15 protein-coding genes and 2 tRNA genes are annotated in these 13,107 nt (G+C 66.0%); 10 read left to right on the top strand and 7 right to left on the bottom strand.

Features of this window, described 5'->3' with window-relative positions:
• Positions 1–72 precede the first annotated feature (72 nt).
• Positions 73–867: an indole-3-glycerol phosphate synthase TrpC gene (gene trpC / locus LMF57_RS18465; RefSeq protein ID WP_229290362.1), complete on the top strand. Its 795-nt coding sequence runs from the start codon at positions 73–75 to the stop codon at positions 865–867.
• On the top strand, positions 864–1,580 hold the full coding sequence (locus LMF57_RS18460) for a haloacid dehalogenase-like hydrolase (protein ID WP_025874617.1): 717 nt from the start codon (positions 864–866) through the stop codon (positions 1,578–1,580). The genes trpC and LMF57_RS18460 overlap by 4 nt, the downstream gene beginning before the upstream one ends.
• A gap of 151 nt (positions 1,581–1,731) precedes the next feature.
• On the opposite strand, the gene LMF57_RS18455 is transcribed toward LMF57_RS18460, so the two are convergent.
• Together LMF57_RS18455 and crp are read right to left on the bottom strand one after the other, a co-directional pair.
• Entirely contained in the window at positions 1,732–2,493 is a 762-nt protein-coding gene (locus tag LMF57_RS18455) for a sulfite exporter TauE/SafE family protein (protein ID WP_117311584.1), read from the bottom strand.
• Between the two features lie 94 nt (positions 2,494–2,587).
• Positions 2,588–3,277: a cAMP-activated global transcriptional regulator CRP gene (crp, locus tag LMF57_RS18450; RefSeq protein ID WP_025874619.1), complete on the bottom strand. Its 690-nt coding sequence runs from the start codon at positions 3,275–3,277 to the stop codon at positions 2,588–2,590.
• A gap of 150 nt (positions 3,278–3,427) precedes the next feature.
• On the opposite strand from crp, the gene speD reads away from it, so the two are divergent.
• The gene (gene speD, locus LMF57_RS18445) at positions 3,428–4,222 is read left to right on the top strand and encodes an adenosylmethionine decarboxylase (protein WP_025874620.1); all 795 of its coding nucleotides are present in this window, start codon (positions 3,428–3,430) and stop codon (positions 4,220–4,222) included.
• A 165-nt stretch (positions 4,223–4,387) separates the two neighbouring features.
• On the top strand, positions 4,388–4,708 hold the full coding sequence (gene sugE, locus LMF57_RS18440) for a quaternary ammonium compound efflux SMR transporter SugE (RefSeq protein ID WP_025874621.1): 321 nt from the start codon (positions 4,388–4,390) through the stop codon (positions 4,706–4,708).
• A gap of 95 nt (positions 4,709–4,803) precedes the next feature.
• Here the strand turns inward: sugE and coq7 are convergent, their stop codons facing one another.
• Positions 4,804–5,448, bottom strand: coding sequence for a 2-polyprenyl-3-methyl-6-methoxy-1,4-benzoquinone monooxygenase (coq7, locus tag LMF57_RS18435; protein ID WP_208081548.1), 645 nt, complete (start codon positions 5,446–5,448; stop codon positions 4,804–4,806).
• Positions 5,449–5,644: 196 nt separating this feature from the next.
• On the opposite strand from coq7, the gene rplM reads away from it, so the two are divergent.
• Together rplM and rpsI are read left to right on the top strand one after the other, a co-directional pair.
• The gene (gene rplM / locus LMF57_RS18430; protein ID WP_025874623.1) at positions 5,645–6,073 is read left to right on the top strand and encodes a 50S ribosomal protein L13; all 429 of its coding nucleotides are present in this window, start codon (positions 5,645–5,647) and stop codon (positions 6,071–6,073) included.
• 2 nt (positions 6,074–6,075) lie between these two features.
• Positions 6,076–6,468: a 30S ribosomal protein S9 gene (rpsI, locus tag LMF57_RS18425; protein ID WP_005411311.1), complete on the top strand. Its 393-nt coding sequence runs from the start codon at positions 6,076–6,078 to the stop codon at positions 6,466–6,468.
• Between the two features lie 303 nt (positions 6,469–6,771).
• On the opposite strand, the gene LMF57_RS18420 is transcribed toward rpsI, so the two are convergent.
• Together LMF57_RS18420 and LMF57_RS18415 are read right to left on the bottom strand one after the other, a co-directional pair.
• Positions 6,772–6,846: transfer RNA gene (locus LMF57_RS18420), tRNA-Gln, on the bottom strand.
• Between the two features lie 52 nt (positions 6,847–6,898).
• A tRNA-Met gene (locus LMF57_RS18415) sits at positions 6,899–6,975 on the bottom strand.
• A gap of 121 nt (positions 6,976–7,096) precedes the next feature.
• Between LMF57_RS18415 and LMF57_RS18410 the strand changes: the two genes are divergently transcribed.
• The 4 genes from LMF57_RS18410 (at position 7,097) to bfr (ending at position 8,969) form a co-directional block, all read left to right on the top strand.
• A complete protein-coding gene (locus LMF57_RS18410) occupies positions 7,097–7,720 on the top strand; it encodes an RNA pyrophosphohydrolase (protein WP_049466578.1) in 624 nt (207 codons plus the stop codon).
• A gap of 110 nt (positions 7,721–7,830) precedes the next feature.
• On the top strand, positions 7,831–8,013 hold the full coding sequence (locus LMF57_RS18405) for a hypothetical protein (protein WP_229290361.1): 183 nt from the start codon (positions 7,831–7,833) through the stop codon (positions 8,011–8,013).
• A 135-nt stretch (positions 8,014–8,148) separates the two neighbouring features.
• Positions 8,149–8,358 carry a bacterioferritin-associated ferredoxin gene (locus LMF57_RS18400; RefSeq protein ID WP_032951724.1) on the top strand — a complete coding sequence of 70 codons (210 nt, stop codon included), beginning with the start codon at positions 8,149–8,151 and terminating at the stop codon, positions 8,356–8,358.
• 140 nt (positions 8,359–8,498) lie between these two features.
• Complete coding sequence (gene bfr, locus LMF57_RS18395) at positions 8,499–8,969, top strand: bacterioferritin (RefSeq protein ID WP_025874625.1); 471 nt, start codon at positions 8,499–8,501, stop codon at positions 8,967–8,969.
• Position 8,970: 1 nt separating this feature from the next.
• On the opposite strand, the gene LMF57_RS18390 is transcribed toward bfr, so the two are convergent.
• Both LMF57_RS18390 and LMF57_RS18385 read right to left on the bottom strand, forming a co-directional pair.
• Entirely contained in the window at positions 8,971–11,175 is a 2,205-nt protein-coding gene (locus LMF57_RS18390) for an ATP-binding protein (RefSeq protein ID WP_229290360.1), read from the bottom strand.
• A complete protein-coding gene (locus LMF57_RS18385; RefSeq protein WP_229290359.1) occupies positions 11,176–13,071 on the bottom strand; it encodes an EAL domain-containing protein in 1,896 nt (631 codons plus the stop codon).
• Positions 13,072–13,107 lie beyond the last annotated feature (36 nt).

Below are 13,107 nucleotides of genomic sequence, written 5' to 3'. Positions count from 1 at the left end.
GCGCGGTTCAGCCTGACCCACCCGATGGCCGATAATGGTCGTCCTCACCGCCCCAGCACCGACCCGACGACGATGAGCGATATCCTGCAGACGATCCTGGCCCGCAAGGCCGAAGAAGTAGCCCAGCGCCGCGCCCAGCGGCCGCTTGAGGAGCTGCAGGCCGCGCTGGCCGATGCGCCACCGGTGCGCGGTTTCGTGCGCGCGCTGCAGGCCGCCGTGGCCAATGGCGATCCGGCGGTGATTGCCGAAGTGAAGAAGGCCAGTCCGTCCAAGGGCGTGATCCGCCCCGACTTCCGCCCGGCCGACATCGCGGTCAGCTATGAGTTCGGCGGCGCCAGCTGCCTGTCGGTGCTGACCGACGTGGATTTCTTCCAGGGGGCCGACGTCTACCTGCAGCAGGCCCGCGACGCCTGCACGCTGCCGGTGCTGCGCAAGGACTTCGTGATCGACGCCTACCAGGTGTATGAGGCGCGAGTGCTCGGTGCCGACTGCATCCTGTTGATCGTCGCCGCGCTGGACGATACGCAGCTGGCCACGCTGTCCGAACTGGCGATGTCGCTGGGCATGGACGTGCTGGTGGAAGTGCACGACATCGACGAACTGGAGCGTGCGCTGCAGGTGCCGGCGCCGATGATCGGCATCAACAACCGCAACCTGCGCACCTTCGAGGTGTCGCTGCAGACCACGCTGGACATGCGCCTGGCCGTGCCACGCGACCGCCTGCTGGTTACCGAGAGTGGCATTCTCGGCCCGCAGGACGTGGCGTTGATGCGCGATGCCGGCATCCACTCGTTCCTGGTCGGCGAGGCCTTCATGCGCGTGGAAGAGCCGGGCGAGGGTCTGCGTCAGCTATTCTTCGCAGCATGAAAACGCACTATCCAACGCCGCGCGAGGATGCGCCGCTGGTGGTCTTCGACTTCGACCACACCCTGTATGACGGCGATTCGGGCACCCACCTGTTCGCCTCGCTGATCAAGCGCAACCCGCTGCGGATGCTGGCGGCGCTGCTGGTCACCCCGATCGCCGGGCCGATGGTGGCGATGCTGCCGACCCGCCGTGCCGGCATCTCGGTCTATGTCTGGATCGGCAGTTTCGGGCTGCACCGCGCGCGTGAGTTCAACAAGGTGATCGATGCCTACGTGCTGCGCAACGAGGCGCAGATGCGCGCCAAGCTGCTGCCGCAGGCGCTGGAGGTGTTCGCCGCGCACCGTGCCAAGGGCGACCGCGTGGTGGTGGCCACCGGTGCGCCGCCGGAGCTGGCGCGCGCGATCCTGGCCTTCGTCGCTCACCAGGACGTGCCGGTGATCGGAACCGAGGTGGGGCCGCGTCTGGGCGGGGTAGGGCCGACCCGCCACTGCCATAACGAAGAGAAGATGCGCATGCTGCGCGAGCGCGGCTACGGCGACATCGACATCGCCTATTCCGACAGCACCGCCGACCTTCCGCTGCTGCTGGCGGCGAAAGCGCCGGTGGTGGTCAACCCGAAGCCGGCCAAGGTGGAGTTTTTCCGCCGCGTGCTGCCGGCCGGCACCCGCATTCTCAACTGGGGCTGCGTGGACCGCGGCGGCGACAAGGCGTAATCGATCCCGCCTGCCCGCCGGGCAGGGACCCGGTAGTGCCGGCCGCTGGCCGGCAACCTTGCACGCGTTTCCGGAGTTCATGAGGTTGCCGGCCAGCGGCCGGCACTACCGGATCCCACGCGGGTAGCGCCGGGCCACGCCCGGCTAGCGGTCAGCGGTGCAGGTATCCGAACAGCGCATGGCCCACCTGGAACAGGCTGATGCCCAGCACCAGCACGCCCACCGCGACCAGCACCCAGCGTTCCTTCACCCGCTTCACCAGCACCGCCGCCACCGGCGCGGCCATCATGCCGCCGATCAGCAGGCCGGCGACGATCTGCAGGTGCTGCACCCCCATCGACAGCAGGAACGTGGCCGAAATGGTCAAGGTGACCACGAACTCGGCCGCGTTGACGGTGCCGATCGTGGTCCTGGCCTGTCCACCGCGGGCGAGCAGGGTGGAGGTGGCCACCGGGCCCCAGCCGCCGCCGCCGCTGGCATCGAGCAGGCCAGCGAAGAATCCCAGCACCGGCACCCGGCGGATCTCGCCCTTGGGCATCCAGCGGCCGGCCGCGCGCGCCAGGATGATGATGGCCAGCACCAGCAGGTACAGGTAGATCAGCGGGCGGATCAGGTCGCCAGGGACCTGTGTCAGGACGTACGCGCCGAGTGCACCGCCTAGAGCGCCGGGCAGCGCGAGACGAAAGAACAGGCGTTTGTCGACATTTCCCGCAACCAGATGCGACACACCGGACGCGCCGGTGGTGAACACTTCAGCGGTATGGACGCTGGCGCTGACCTGTGCGGGAGGCAGCCCCATGCTGAGCAGCACCGAAGAAGAAACCAGCCCGAATGCCATGCCCAGCGCACCATCGACCAGCTGTGCGCCAAGGCCGATGAGGATGAACCACCAGAATTCGCTGCTCAGTTCCATGGATCGAGCCTAGCGGAAGCGGGTGTGCGGAACATGCGATGGTACGTCGCACGTACGGCGATCCGCCGGGCCATGCCCGGCGGACACCGGGGGGTCAACGGGTGCCGTACAGCACCACGGTCTTGCCGCGGGCGTGCAGCAGGCCGTCGGTCTGCAGCTTCTTCAGCACGCGGCCGGCCATTTCGCGCGAGCAGCCAACCAGACGGGCCAGTTCCTGGCGCGAGACGCGCAGCTGGCTGCCCTGCGGATGACTCATCGACTCCGGCTCCTGCGCCAGATCGTGCAGGGTGCGCACGATCCGGTCGGTGACATCCAGGAACGCCAGGCGGCTGGCCTTGCGACTGGTGTCCAGCAGGCGCTTGGAGATCTGCTGGCCCAGCGCGTACAGCAGGCGCGGGGCATCGGCCGACAGCGGGCCGAGGAACAGTTGGTGCAGGCGCTCATAGCTGATTTCGGCCAGCTCACAGGCGGTGCGGGTGCGCAGGATCACCTCGCGGCGGTCCGACTCCACGAACAGGCCCATCTCGCCGACGAACTCACCGGCGCCGAAATAGCCCAGTACCAGCTCGCGGTCCTCTTCCTCCTCGGCCATGATCGAAACCGAGCCGCTGATCACGTAATACAGGGTTCCCGCCGGGTCACCGGGTCGGAAGACGTCGGTACGGGTGGGATAGCGCCGCCGGTGGCTGTGTGCCAGGAAGCGGTCGATTGTTGCGATGTCCAAGGCCAATGGGCTGCTAGCTAGGCGCACGGTTGACACGATAGGGGCGCTCCCTCTGCGCATGAACGGATTCACGGGGTCGATAGCGGAGCTTAACCAGCGCAATTGTTAAGGGCAAACAGTGTGCCAGAAGCTGAGCGTGTTCACGTTCCCCCTGGAGACACTTATGCCGCATAATTCCCCCTTTCCCTTCTTACACAGGAATCGACCGCCGTGGTCAAGCCGTTGCCTCGCCTGAGGTTGCAGGGTTTCAACAACCTCACCAAGGCGCTGAGCTTCAACATCTATGACGTGTGTTACGCGCGCACCGAAGAGGAGCGTCAGCGTTACATTGAATACATCGATGAAGAGTACAACGCCGACAGGCTGACTCAGATCTTGACCGATGTCGCTGAGATCATCGGCGCCAACATCCTCAACGTGGCCCGCCAGGATTACGATCCGCAGGGTGCCTCGGTGACGATCCTGATCTCCGAAGAACCGGTGATCGACAAGAAGCAGGCCGGCAAGGAGCTGATCTCCGATGCCGTGGTCGCGCACATGGACAAGTCGCACATCACCGTGCACACCTATCCGGAAACGCACCCGCAGGAAGGCATTGCCACCTTCCGCGCCGACATCGACGTGGCTACCTGCGGCGTCATTTCGCCGTTGAAGGCGCTGAACTACCTGATCGAGAGCCTGGAATCGGACATCGTGATCATGGACTACCGCGTCCGTGGCTTCACCCGTGACGTGAAGGGCAAGAAGCACTACATCGATCACAAGATCAACTCGATCCAGAACTTCCTGGCCAAGAACATCAAGTCGCGTTACGAGATGTTCGACGTCAACGTCTACCAGGAAAACATCTTCCACACGAAGATGCACCTGAAGGACTTCGACCTGGACCAGTACCTGTTCGAAGAGAAGGCCAAGAACATCTCGTTCAAGGAACGCATGAAGATCGAGGCGCTGCTGCGTCGTGAGATCGAAGAGCTGTTCCACGGGCGGAACCTGGCCGAGTAACCCATGCGCGATGCCGGCAGGCATCGCCACCCAGGCGGGACGTCCCGCCCCGTGGAACAGGCGCGCTGCGCAATATTCAGTTCCACGGCGATGTACCGACTTACGGCCCGGTGTGAAAACACCGGGCCGTTTCGTTTTTCCCAAAAAGGTAAGGAGCCCCCACCCATGCCCTGGATCTATCTGCTGCTGGCCGGTCTGTTCGAGATCGGATTCGCCCTTGGAATGAAGTACTCCGAAGGTTTCAGCAAACCCGTGCCGACCGCCCTGACGGTGGTGTCGGCCCTGATCAGCCTGTACCTGATGAGCCAGGCGATGAAGAACATTCCGGTCGGCACGGCCTATGCGATCTGGACCGGCATCGGCGCCATGGGCGTGACGGTGCTGGGCATCTACCTGTTCAACGACAGCGCTTCCCCGGCGCGCCTGGCCTGCGTGGGCCTGATTGTGGCCGGCGTGATCGGCCTGAAGCTGGTGTCACCCAACTAAGCCCTGGTAGTGCCGGCCGCTGGCCGGCAACCTCATGACCTGCGGCGACCCATGCGGGGCCGCCGGCCAGCGGCCGGCACTACCGTCAGTTGGCCTCACAGCCGGTAGGCAATGGTCTTCATCACCCGGGAGGCCAGCGCCATCGCGCCCGGGATCGGGAACGGCAGGCGGCGTGCGCCGGCCTGTTCGGCATGCTCGGCATGCCGGGCCTCGTCTTCCTTCATCACCCGGATGACCGCGCGGCTGCGCAGGTCGCCGGCCGGCAGGTCGACCAGGTGTTCGTCCAGATGGGCTTCCACCTGGCGCTCGGTCTCGACCACGAAACCCAGGTTCCAGCCGTCGCCGCGCAGACCGGCCAGGGTGCCGATGGTGTAGCTGCCGGCGTACCACAGCGGATTGAACAGGCTCGGGCGGCTGTCCAGTTCGCCCAGGCGGGTGGCGCACCAGGCCAGGTGGTCGGTTTCTTCCTGGGCCGCCTCCAGCAGATGTTCGCGGGTCGCCGGGTCGCGTGCCACCGCGGCTTGGCCGAAGTACAGGCCCTGGGCGCAGACCTCACCGACATGGTTGATGCGCATCAGCCCGGCCGCGTGGCGACGCTGGGCGCTGTCCATGCCGGGCTCGCCGGTGTCCATGGCCGGATAGGGGCGGCTGGCCGGCGGGTTGCCGAACACCGTGTCCAGGGCGCGCTGCGCCTCGGTCAGCAGGTGGTCCAGCGGAGTGGTCTGGCGAAGCACGGTCATGGCGGCACGGCGTGGAGCGGGGGAGGCCCGATTCTCGCCCGGCCCCGGTCCCCTGCCAACCCGGGGCAGGGGGCCGGTTGCACCCGCCAGCCAAGCTGCGTACAATGCCGCCCCTTACGCTCCACCTTTCACAACGCGTGGCAGAGTTCCGGCGAGTCCTTCGCCGCAATGAGCCCGACCTAACCAAGAGTTCTTCATGAGCACTTTCACTGCCAAGAACGAGACCGTCCAGCGCGACTGGTACCTCGTCGACGCCGAGGGCAAGACCCTGGGCCGTCTCTGCACCGAGCTGGCCCGCCGTCTGCGTGGCAAGCACAAGCCGGTCTACACCCCGCACGTTGATACCGGCGACTACCTGGTCGTCATCAATGCAGAAAAGATTGTCGTCACCGGCAAGAAGCTGCAGGACAAGATGTATCACCGTTTCACCGGTTACATCGGCAACCTGAAGACCGAATCCCTCGCCCAGGCGCTTGAGCGCCACCCGGAGCGCGTGATCGAGACCGCCGTCAAGGGCATGCTGCCGAAGGGCACGCTGGGTCGCCAGATGTACCGCAAGCTCAAGGTCTACGCCGGCACTGAGCATCCGCACGCCGCACAGCAGCCGCAGGTTCTGGATATCTAATCATGGCTATCACTCAAAACTACGGCACTGGCCGCCGCAAGTCCTCCACCGCTCGCGTGTTCCTGCGCAAGGGTTCGGGCAACATCACCGTCAATGGCCGTCCGCTGGACGAGTTCTTCGGCCGTGAGACCGCTCGCATGATCGTGCGCCAGCCGCTCGAGCTGACCAAGAACACCGAGAGCTTCGACATCCTGGTCACCGCCGCTGGCGGCGGCACCACCGGCCAGGCCGGTGCGATCCGTCTGGGCATCGCCCGTGCTCTGGTCGAGTACGACGAGACCCTGAAGTCCGAGCTGCGCAAGGCTGGCTTCATGACCCGCGACGCCCGCGAAGTCGAACGTAAGAAGGTCGGTCTGCACAAGGCCCGCCGCGCCACCCAGTTCTCCAAGCGCTGATTTACCGCGCCTGGTTGGGCTCCTTCGGGAGCCCGCTGGATGGAAAAGCAAAAGCCCGGCTTCGGCCGGGCTTTTGTCGTTCCGGGGGCCATGCATTTCCAGGTTGCCGGCCAGTGGCTGGCGATGGGGTGGGGTCAGGGCCTTTTCCTTTGGAAAAGGATCCGCCCCCGGATCCCTTTCTGGAGAAGAGCCCCCTTGTTGTTCAAGGGGGCACGCCGACGGGCGCGGGGATAAGGTGGGATGCGTGACCAGACAAAAAAGAAAAAAGCCTGATCTTTCGATCAGGCTTTTTTCTTTTTTGTTTGGCTGCCCCGGATGGATTCGAACCACCGAATGCCTGAGTCAGAGTCAGGTGCCTTACCGCTTGGCGACGGGGCAATGTCGCGTGTAACCATTTTCTCACTTTTCACGTTGAAAAACAACTTCAACGTGGTGGCTATGGGTGGACTCGAACCACCGACCCCAGCATTATGAGTGCTGTGCTCTAACCGGCTGAGCTACATAGCCTTGGTGAGCCCGCTATTCTGCTGATGTGTACGAGGACTGTCAACACCTTTGTATCGTGCTTGTGGCCCGACAGACGGCATGGGATAGTCCCAACCAGTAGATTTTCTTAGGAGTCCGCATCGTGATCGATCCGGACGGCTATCGACCGAACGTCGGCATCGTGCTGATGCGGCAGGACGGGCAGGTGTTCTGGGCACGACGTGTGCGCCGGGATGGCTGGCAGTTCCCGCAGGGTGGCATGAACACCGACGAGACGCCTGTCGAGGCCATGTATCGTGAACTGCAGGAAGAGACCGGGCTGTTGCCGGAGCACGTTGAAGTGCTTGGGGCGACACCGGGCTGGCTGCGCTACAAGCTGCCGGCGCGTGCCATCCGCCGCAACGAACGCCAGGTCTGCATCGGCCAGAAGCAGGTCTGGTTCCTGCTGCGCCTGACCGGTGATGAGGCCCACGTCAGCCTGGACCATACCGACTCGCCCGAGTTCGATCATTGGCGCTGGGTGGACTTCTGGTACCCGGTGGAGCATGTGGTGGTGTTCAAGCGTGGCGTCTACGCGCGCGCCCTGCGACATCTGGCGCCGTTGGCCCAGGGAGTGGCCGGGCAGGGCATCAGCGCCATGCCCAAGAGCGCTGCCGAGGCCTGGATGCCCGGCCATGCCGCTGGCCATGACAGGCCACGCAAGCGCACGCCCAAGCGCGGCGGATACTGGCCGCGCAAGGCGAAGGGTGAGCCGGGGGCCGTTTGACGGGGAAGCTGCGCAAAGCGCGGAGCGAGCTGTCACAACGTCCCCCTGCCGGTTGTTTCCGTCAGCAACTGGCTGTCCGTCTGGCAAGCCTGCCCTGGCTGCTGTTGTGCGTGGTGATCCTCGCCGACATCGCATGGATGCCGCTTGCGCTGGGGGTGGTCCTGGCTCTGGCCACCGGTGCCGGTGCCCTGTTCCTGGCGGACCACCTGATTCGGCGGAGGGCAGCAGGCGGCGAGCGCTGCTGGCTGATCGTCTTCTTTGGCACGCCGGTGCTGGCGCTGTTGTATCTGTAGCCGCCCTACGGCGGGCCGGTTGGACTGGAGGCTGAACCTTATCGAGAATGGTTCAGGTCCCTGATTGACAACCATTCTCGTTTCCATTGGAATAGTGCCCAGGCCGCTACTGGCCTGCTGCCTTGGTTCCTGCCCGTGTACGTCTGCATCTGCAATGGTGTTACCGACCACCAGATCCGCGAAGCCGCCAGCCATGGCGTCACGTCGGTGGCCGAGCTGACCATGCGCACCGGATGCGGCGCCACCTGCGGTTCCTGCCTGGACATGGCCGGCGAGCTGCTGGCCAAGGCGCGTGCCACCCACGATCTGCCGTTGCCGGTACTGGGCTTGGCGCAGGTCGCTTGAGTCGTTTCGCGGCGCGTTGACGCCGCGCTCTCCTGGTCTTCATTGCTGGCCGCAGTGGTCAATGCACACGATTCGCGTTCCTTCACGCGCAGGCGCAAGGCGTTACAGTGCCCGCGATTTCAGCGTGCAGGAGCATCCCCATGAAGGGCGACACCAAGGTCATCGAATTCCTCAACAAGGTCCTCTACAACGAGCTGACCGCGATCAACCAGTACTTCCTGCACGCCAAGATGCTCAAGAACTGGGGCATCAAGGAACTGGCCGAACACGAGTACAAGGAATCGATCGAGGAAATGAAGCATGCCGACATGCTTGCCGATCGCATCCTGTTCCTTGAAGGCCTGCCGAATTTCCAGGCGCTGGGCAAGCTGCGCATCGGTGAGAACCCGACCGAGATCCTGCAGTGCGATCTGTCGCTGGAACGCGATGGCGTGGTCACCCTGCGCGAGGCCGTGGCCTATGCCGACTCGGTCGGTGACTACGTCAGCCGCCAGCTGTTCGTGAAGATCCTCGATTCCGAGGAAGAACACATCGACTGGCTGGAAACCCAGCTGGAGCTGATCGAGCGCATCGGTGAGCCGAAGTACCTGCTGAGCAAGCTCGAAGAGTGACTCAACGGGCCTGGCCGGCGAGGTAGCCGGTCAGCGCCACGCGCGCGCGGGCGAACTCCGCCACCAGCAGCGCCACTGCCACGGCAGGGCGCTGCAGGCTGCCACTGCGGGCTTCGAGTTCGATCCGTCGCGCCACCGCTGACAGCGACAGCGCGCCGACGTTGGCGCTGGAGGATTTCAGGCTGTGCGACAGCGCCTGCAGGCGTTCGATGTCGTTGCCCTGCGCCGCCTGCTGCAGCTGCTGCACCAGCTGCGGTGCGTCTTCCAGGAACACCGTTACGATCTGCGCGGCGGCATCGCCGATCACCGCCTGCAGTTCATCCAGCACACTGCGATCAAGCACCGGCTGAGGAATCGGGATCGCGCGCGTTCGTTCATCGTCCAGGCTTTCGCCGTCGGGCACGCCCGGGGTTGCGGCAGGTTGCACGGGGTCCGGCAGCGGTGCATGTCCGCGATCCACGGAAACCCGGCCCCAGCGCTGCAGCAGCGCATGCAGCGCTTCACGCGTGATCGGCTTGGAAAGATAGTCGTCCATGCCCGCCTGCAGGCAGCGTTCGCGATCACCGGCCATGGCGTTGGCGGTCATCGCGATGATCGGCAACCGCGTGCGCCCGGCTTCGGCTTCCTCCGTGCGCCAGCGCTGTGTCGCGCTGTAGCCGTCGAGCACCGGCATCTGGCAATCCATCAGCACCACGTCGATTCCACCTTCGCGCAGCAGTGCGAGGGCCTGCTCGCCATCGGCCGCGTTGCGCACCTGGCACTGGAAGACCCGCAGCAGGTGCTCGGCCACCATCCGGTTGACAGTATTGTCTTCGACCAGCAGCACCTGCAGATCCAGTGGCGGCAGCGCGGCGGCTGGCTTGGCGTCTTCGGCGTTGGCCAGCAGCGCTGCGGGGCGCGCGGTGGCGGTTGGCTGTGCCAGCAGCGCGTGCAGGTCGGCATCGTTGAAGGTGCTGTGCAGCTGCTGCTGGCGCGGCCGGGCAGCAACCGGATCATCCTGCAGCCACAGCACCTGCAGTGCGTCGTCGGCACCGCGCTCGGCCAAGGCCCGCTGCAGGGCTGCCTCGCCATTGCGGCGGTGGCGCGCGTCCACCAGCAGCCATGCCGGTGTGCTCTGGCCCGGGCGTGGTGCTGCGCGCAGGCGTTCCATTGCCTCATCAATGCTGGCCAGCGGCTGCACCTGCAGGCCGTGGTGCGCGGCGATGCGTTCGACGCGTGGCTGCAGCTGCGCATCGGCGGTGTACAGCAGCAGCGCTGCCGGCGAGCGGGCCAGCGCCGGCAGGTCGCCGGGAATCTTCAGCAGCGGTATTTCAAACCAGAAGGTTGCGCCCTGGCCTGGGGTGGAATGCACGCCGATGTCGCCATGCATCAGGTCGGTGATGCGCTTGCAGATGGCCAGGCCCAGGCCGGTGCCACCGTAGATGCGGGTGGTGGACGCGTCGGCCTGGCTGAAGGACTGGAACAGCCGCGCCTGCAGGGCCTCATTGATGCCGATGCCGGTGTCGACCACTTCGAAACGCAGCTGGTGCTGGGCGGGGCCTTCGCCCAGCCGCTGCACGCGCAACTGCACCTGGCCGCGTGCGGTGAACTTGATGGCATTGGCCAGCAGGTTGCCCAGGACCTGGCGCAGGCGCACGGGGTCGCCGCGTACCGGCAGGCGCACGGCCGGATCCAGTTGCAGGCTCAGCGTCAGGCCCTTGGCTTCGGCGGCGCGCTGCAGCAGCTGCACCACGCCGTCGAGCAGTTCGCGCAGGTTGAAGCTGGTGATCTCCAGCTCCAGCGCCTGGGCTTCCAGGCGCGAGTAGTCGAGGATGTCATCGACGATGCGCAGCAGCTGCTGCGAGCTGGCCGAGGCGGTGGCCAGCATCTGCCGCTGGTCTTCGCCGAGCGGGCCGCGGGCAATCAGCTCCAGCATCGGCAGGATGCCGTTGAGCGGGGTGCGGATTTCATGGCTCATGGTGGCCAGGAATTCGCCCTTGGCCAGCACGGCTGCTTCTGCAGCCTGCTTGGCCTGCAGCAGCTGATGTTCCAGCTGGCCCTGGCGCTCGGTGGTGCGGCGCAGCTGGTCGCGTTCACTGGTCAGGGTGATGCGTTCGCGCTGCAGTGTCGCCAGCGCGCGATTGCGCGAACGCAATCGCAGGCCCAGTACCAGCAGGGCGACGATGGCCAGCGCCAGTACCGCCAACAGCGCGACCGTCGGTGACACTCAGAGCACCGCGTTGTGGAAGTCGAAGTTCAGGTCGCTGCCGGCCGACTGCACCATGTTGCCCTGGATGTAATCGACACCGCCGACCCACATCGCGGCCGCTGCCTGCGGGTCCTCGATCTGCTGGCCGATGATCTGCAGGCCGGCTGCATGCGCCTGCTCGATCGATCGGCGCAGTTCTTCGCGCGTATCGGGGTTGGAGTGGCTGCTGGAAAAGCGTGCGGCCATGCGCACGAACGACAGTGGCAGCTGGGTGAGCAGGGCCAGGGCTTCGCTGCCCGGTTCGAACTGGCTCAGGCAGAAGCGCACGCCGACGCTGGCCATGCGCTGGCAGAACTGCTGCAACGGCACGGTGTGGATCAGTGCATCGGGCAGGCGCACGTCGATCACCAGCGCGCTGCCGGGCAGCCGGCGTTGCTGCAGTGACTCCAGCAGCCAGTCGGCGAAGGCATCGCGCTGCAGGGTACGCAGCGACTGCGAGACGAACAGGTTCAGCGGCTGGGTGGCGTGGCGATACAGGTCGAGCAGACCCATCGCATGCTCCAGCACCTGCTGGTCGAGGTCGGCGATGCGGCCGGCCGCCTCGGCTGCCGGAATCACCTGGCCGGCGGTCAGTACGCTGCCATCGGACCGGCGCAGGCGCAGCAGCAACTGGTACTGCGCGCTGCTGCCGCCGGCGACGGCGACGATCGGCTGGTAAGCGAGCTCGAGCTGGCCTTCCAGCAACGCCAGGTGCTCCTGCTCGGTCGTGACCTGGCGATGCACGTGGCCGGCCACGCCGGCGCTGAGCAGGCGTGCCTGCAGGGTGGTACGTTCGACCGCTTCCAGGGCGCTGCTGGCATCGTCGAAACCCGGCGACAGCGGCGCGTAGCCGACCACGCCACGCAGGTGTACCGACTCGTCGTCGCGGATCACGAAGGCGCGCGCCGACAGCTGCTCGCGCAGGGTGCCGGCGATCGCTTCCAGGCTGTCCTCATCGGCGTTGCGCGCCAGCAGCAGGAAGCTGTTGTCGTTCAGGCGCGCCAGCAGGTGCGGATGGCCAGCCTCGGCAAGGCGTTGCCCGGCCTGCACCATCAGCCGCTCGAAGGCCGCATAGCCATAGCGCTCGCGCAGGCCCAGCGCGCTGGAGATTTCCACGAAGAACACGCCACCGCGGTCGTGCTGCGCCAGCGTCGCGTTGAGTTGCTGCAGCACGTGGTGGCGCGTGGGCAGCCCGGTTTCCGGGTTGCTGGTGGCCGGTGCACCGTTGGCACCGGGCAGGGTCGCTGCCTGCGCGCGTGCGCGGCGGATACGGTTGGCCACCGCGGCAATCAGGTGGCGCGGCCGGATCGGCTTGCTCAGGTAATCGTCGGCACCGCAGTCGAGCACTTCGAACTGGCGCTCCGGATCCGGGTCGCCGCTGAGGAAGACGATCGGCAGCAGCTGCATGCCGGGCTGCTGGCGGATCATCGCGGTCAGCCGCATGCCATCCAGCCCGGGCAGGTGCAGATCCATCAGGATCAGGTCAGGGCGTTGCTCGCGGATGGCCTGCTGCACGCCATCGGCATCGCCGAGCACGATCGCCTGCATGCCGGCGCCATGCAGCACGCTCTGTGCGAACAGCGCCTGGGCACGATCGTCTTCGACGATCAGCACGCGGTAGGGCGAGTCGGCATCGACAGGCGGGATGTCACTGTTGCCCGCCTCGGGCAGTGCCGCGGTGGAGGGCAGGGGCGGCGGAGCCGCCAGTCGGGCGCCGTCGCCGGGCACCGACAGGACGGGTGTCTCTGACACCGCCGGTACTGCTTCGGCAGGCGTTGCCGCGGCCAAGGGGGCGGCCCAACGTTGCCAATGATCGGCCGGAGGGGTTTCAGCGCGTCCCGGGCGGGGGCCCGCGGCGGATTCGTTTGCGGCCATCGATGCTCCTGGTGTTCGCGGCCATTATGCGACAAG

The sequence above is a fragment of the Stenotrophomonas sp. SI-NJAU-1 genome (assembly GCF_020883215.1).
Taxonomy (GTDB): Bacteria; Pseudomonadota; Gammaproteobacteria; order Xanthomonadales; family Xanthomonadaceae; genus Stenotrophomonas; species Stenotrophomonas indicatrix.
The sequence above is the reverse complement of the archived record's forward strand: the minus strand, read 5'-3'. Positions and strand labels throughout refer to the sequence as shown.

What these genes read in the sequence shown, in the direction of transcription:
- coq7 (WP_208081548.1), bottom strand. Translation starts at nt 5,448, where the DNA reads ATGACCGTGCTTCGCCAGACCACTCCGCTGGACCACCTGCTGACCGAG.
- sugE (WP_025874621.1), top strand. Translation starts at nt 4,388, where the DNA reads ATGCCCTGGATCTATCTGCTGCTGGCCGGTCTGTTCGAGATCGGATTC.
- LMF57_RS18460 (WP_025874617.1), top strand. Translation starts at nt 864, where the DNA reads ATGAAAACGCACTATCCAACGCCGCGCGAGGATGCGCCGCTGGTGGTC.
- LMF57_RS18385 (WP_229290359.1), bottom strand. Translation starts at nt 13,071, where the DNA reads ATGGCCGCAAACGAATCCGCCGCGGGCCCCCGCCCGGGACGCGCTGAA.
- bfr (WP_025874625.1), top strand. Translation starts at nt 8,499, where the DNA reads ATGAAGGGCGACACCAAGGTCATCGAATTCCTCAACAAGGTCCTCTAC.
- LMF57_RS18455 (WP_117311584.1), bottom strand. Translation starts at nt 2,493, where the DNA reads ATGGAACTGAGCAGCGAATTCTGGTGGTTCATCCTCATCGGCCTTGGC.
- trpC (WP_229290362.1), top strand. Translation starts at nt 73, where the DNA reads ATGAGCGATATCCTGCAGACGATCCTGGCCCGCAAGGCCGAAGAAGTA.
- crp (WP_025874619.1), bottom strand. Translation starts at nt 3,277, where the DNA reads ATGCGCAGAGGGAGCGCCCCTATCGTGTCAACCGTGCGCCTAGCTAGC.
- rplM (WP_025874623.1), top strand. Translation starts at nt 5,645, where the DNA reads ATGAGCACTTTCACTGCCAAGAACGAGACCGTCCAGCGCGACTGGTAC.
- rpsI (WP_005411311.1), top strand. Translation starts at nt 6,076, where the DNA reads ATGGCTATCACTCAAAACTACGGCACTGGCCGCCGCAAGTCCTCCACC.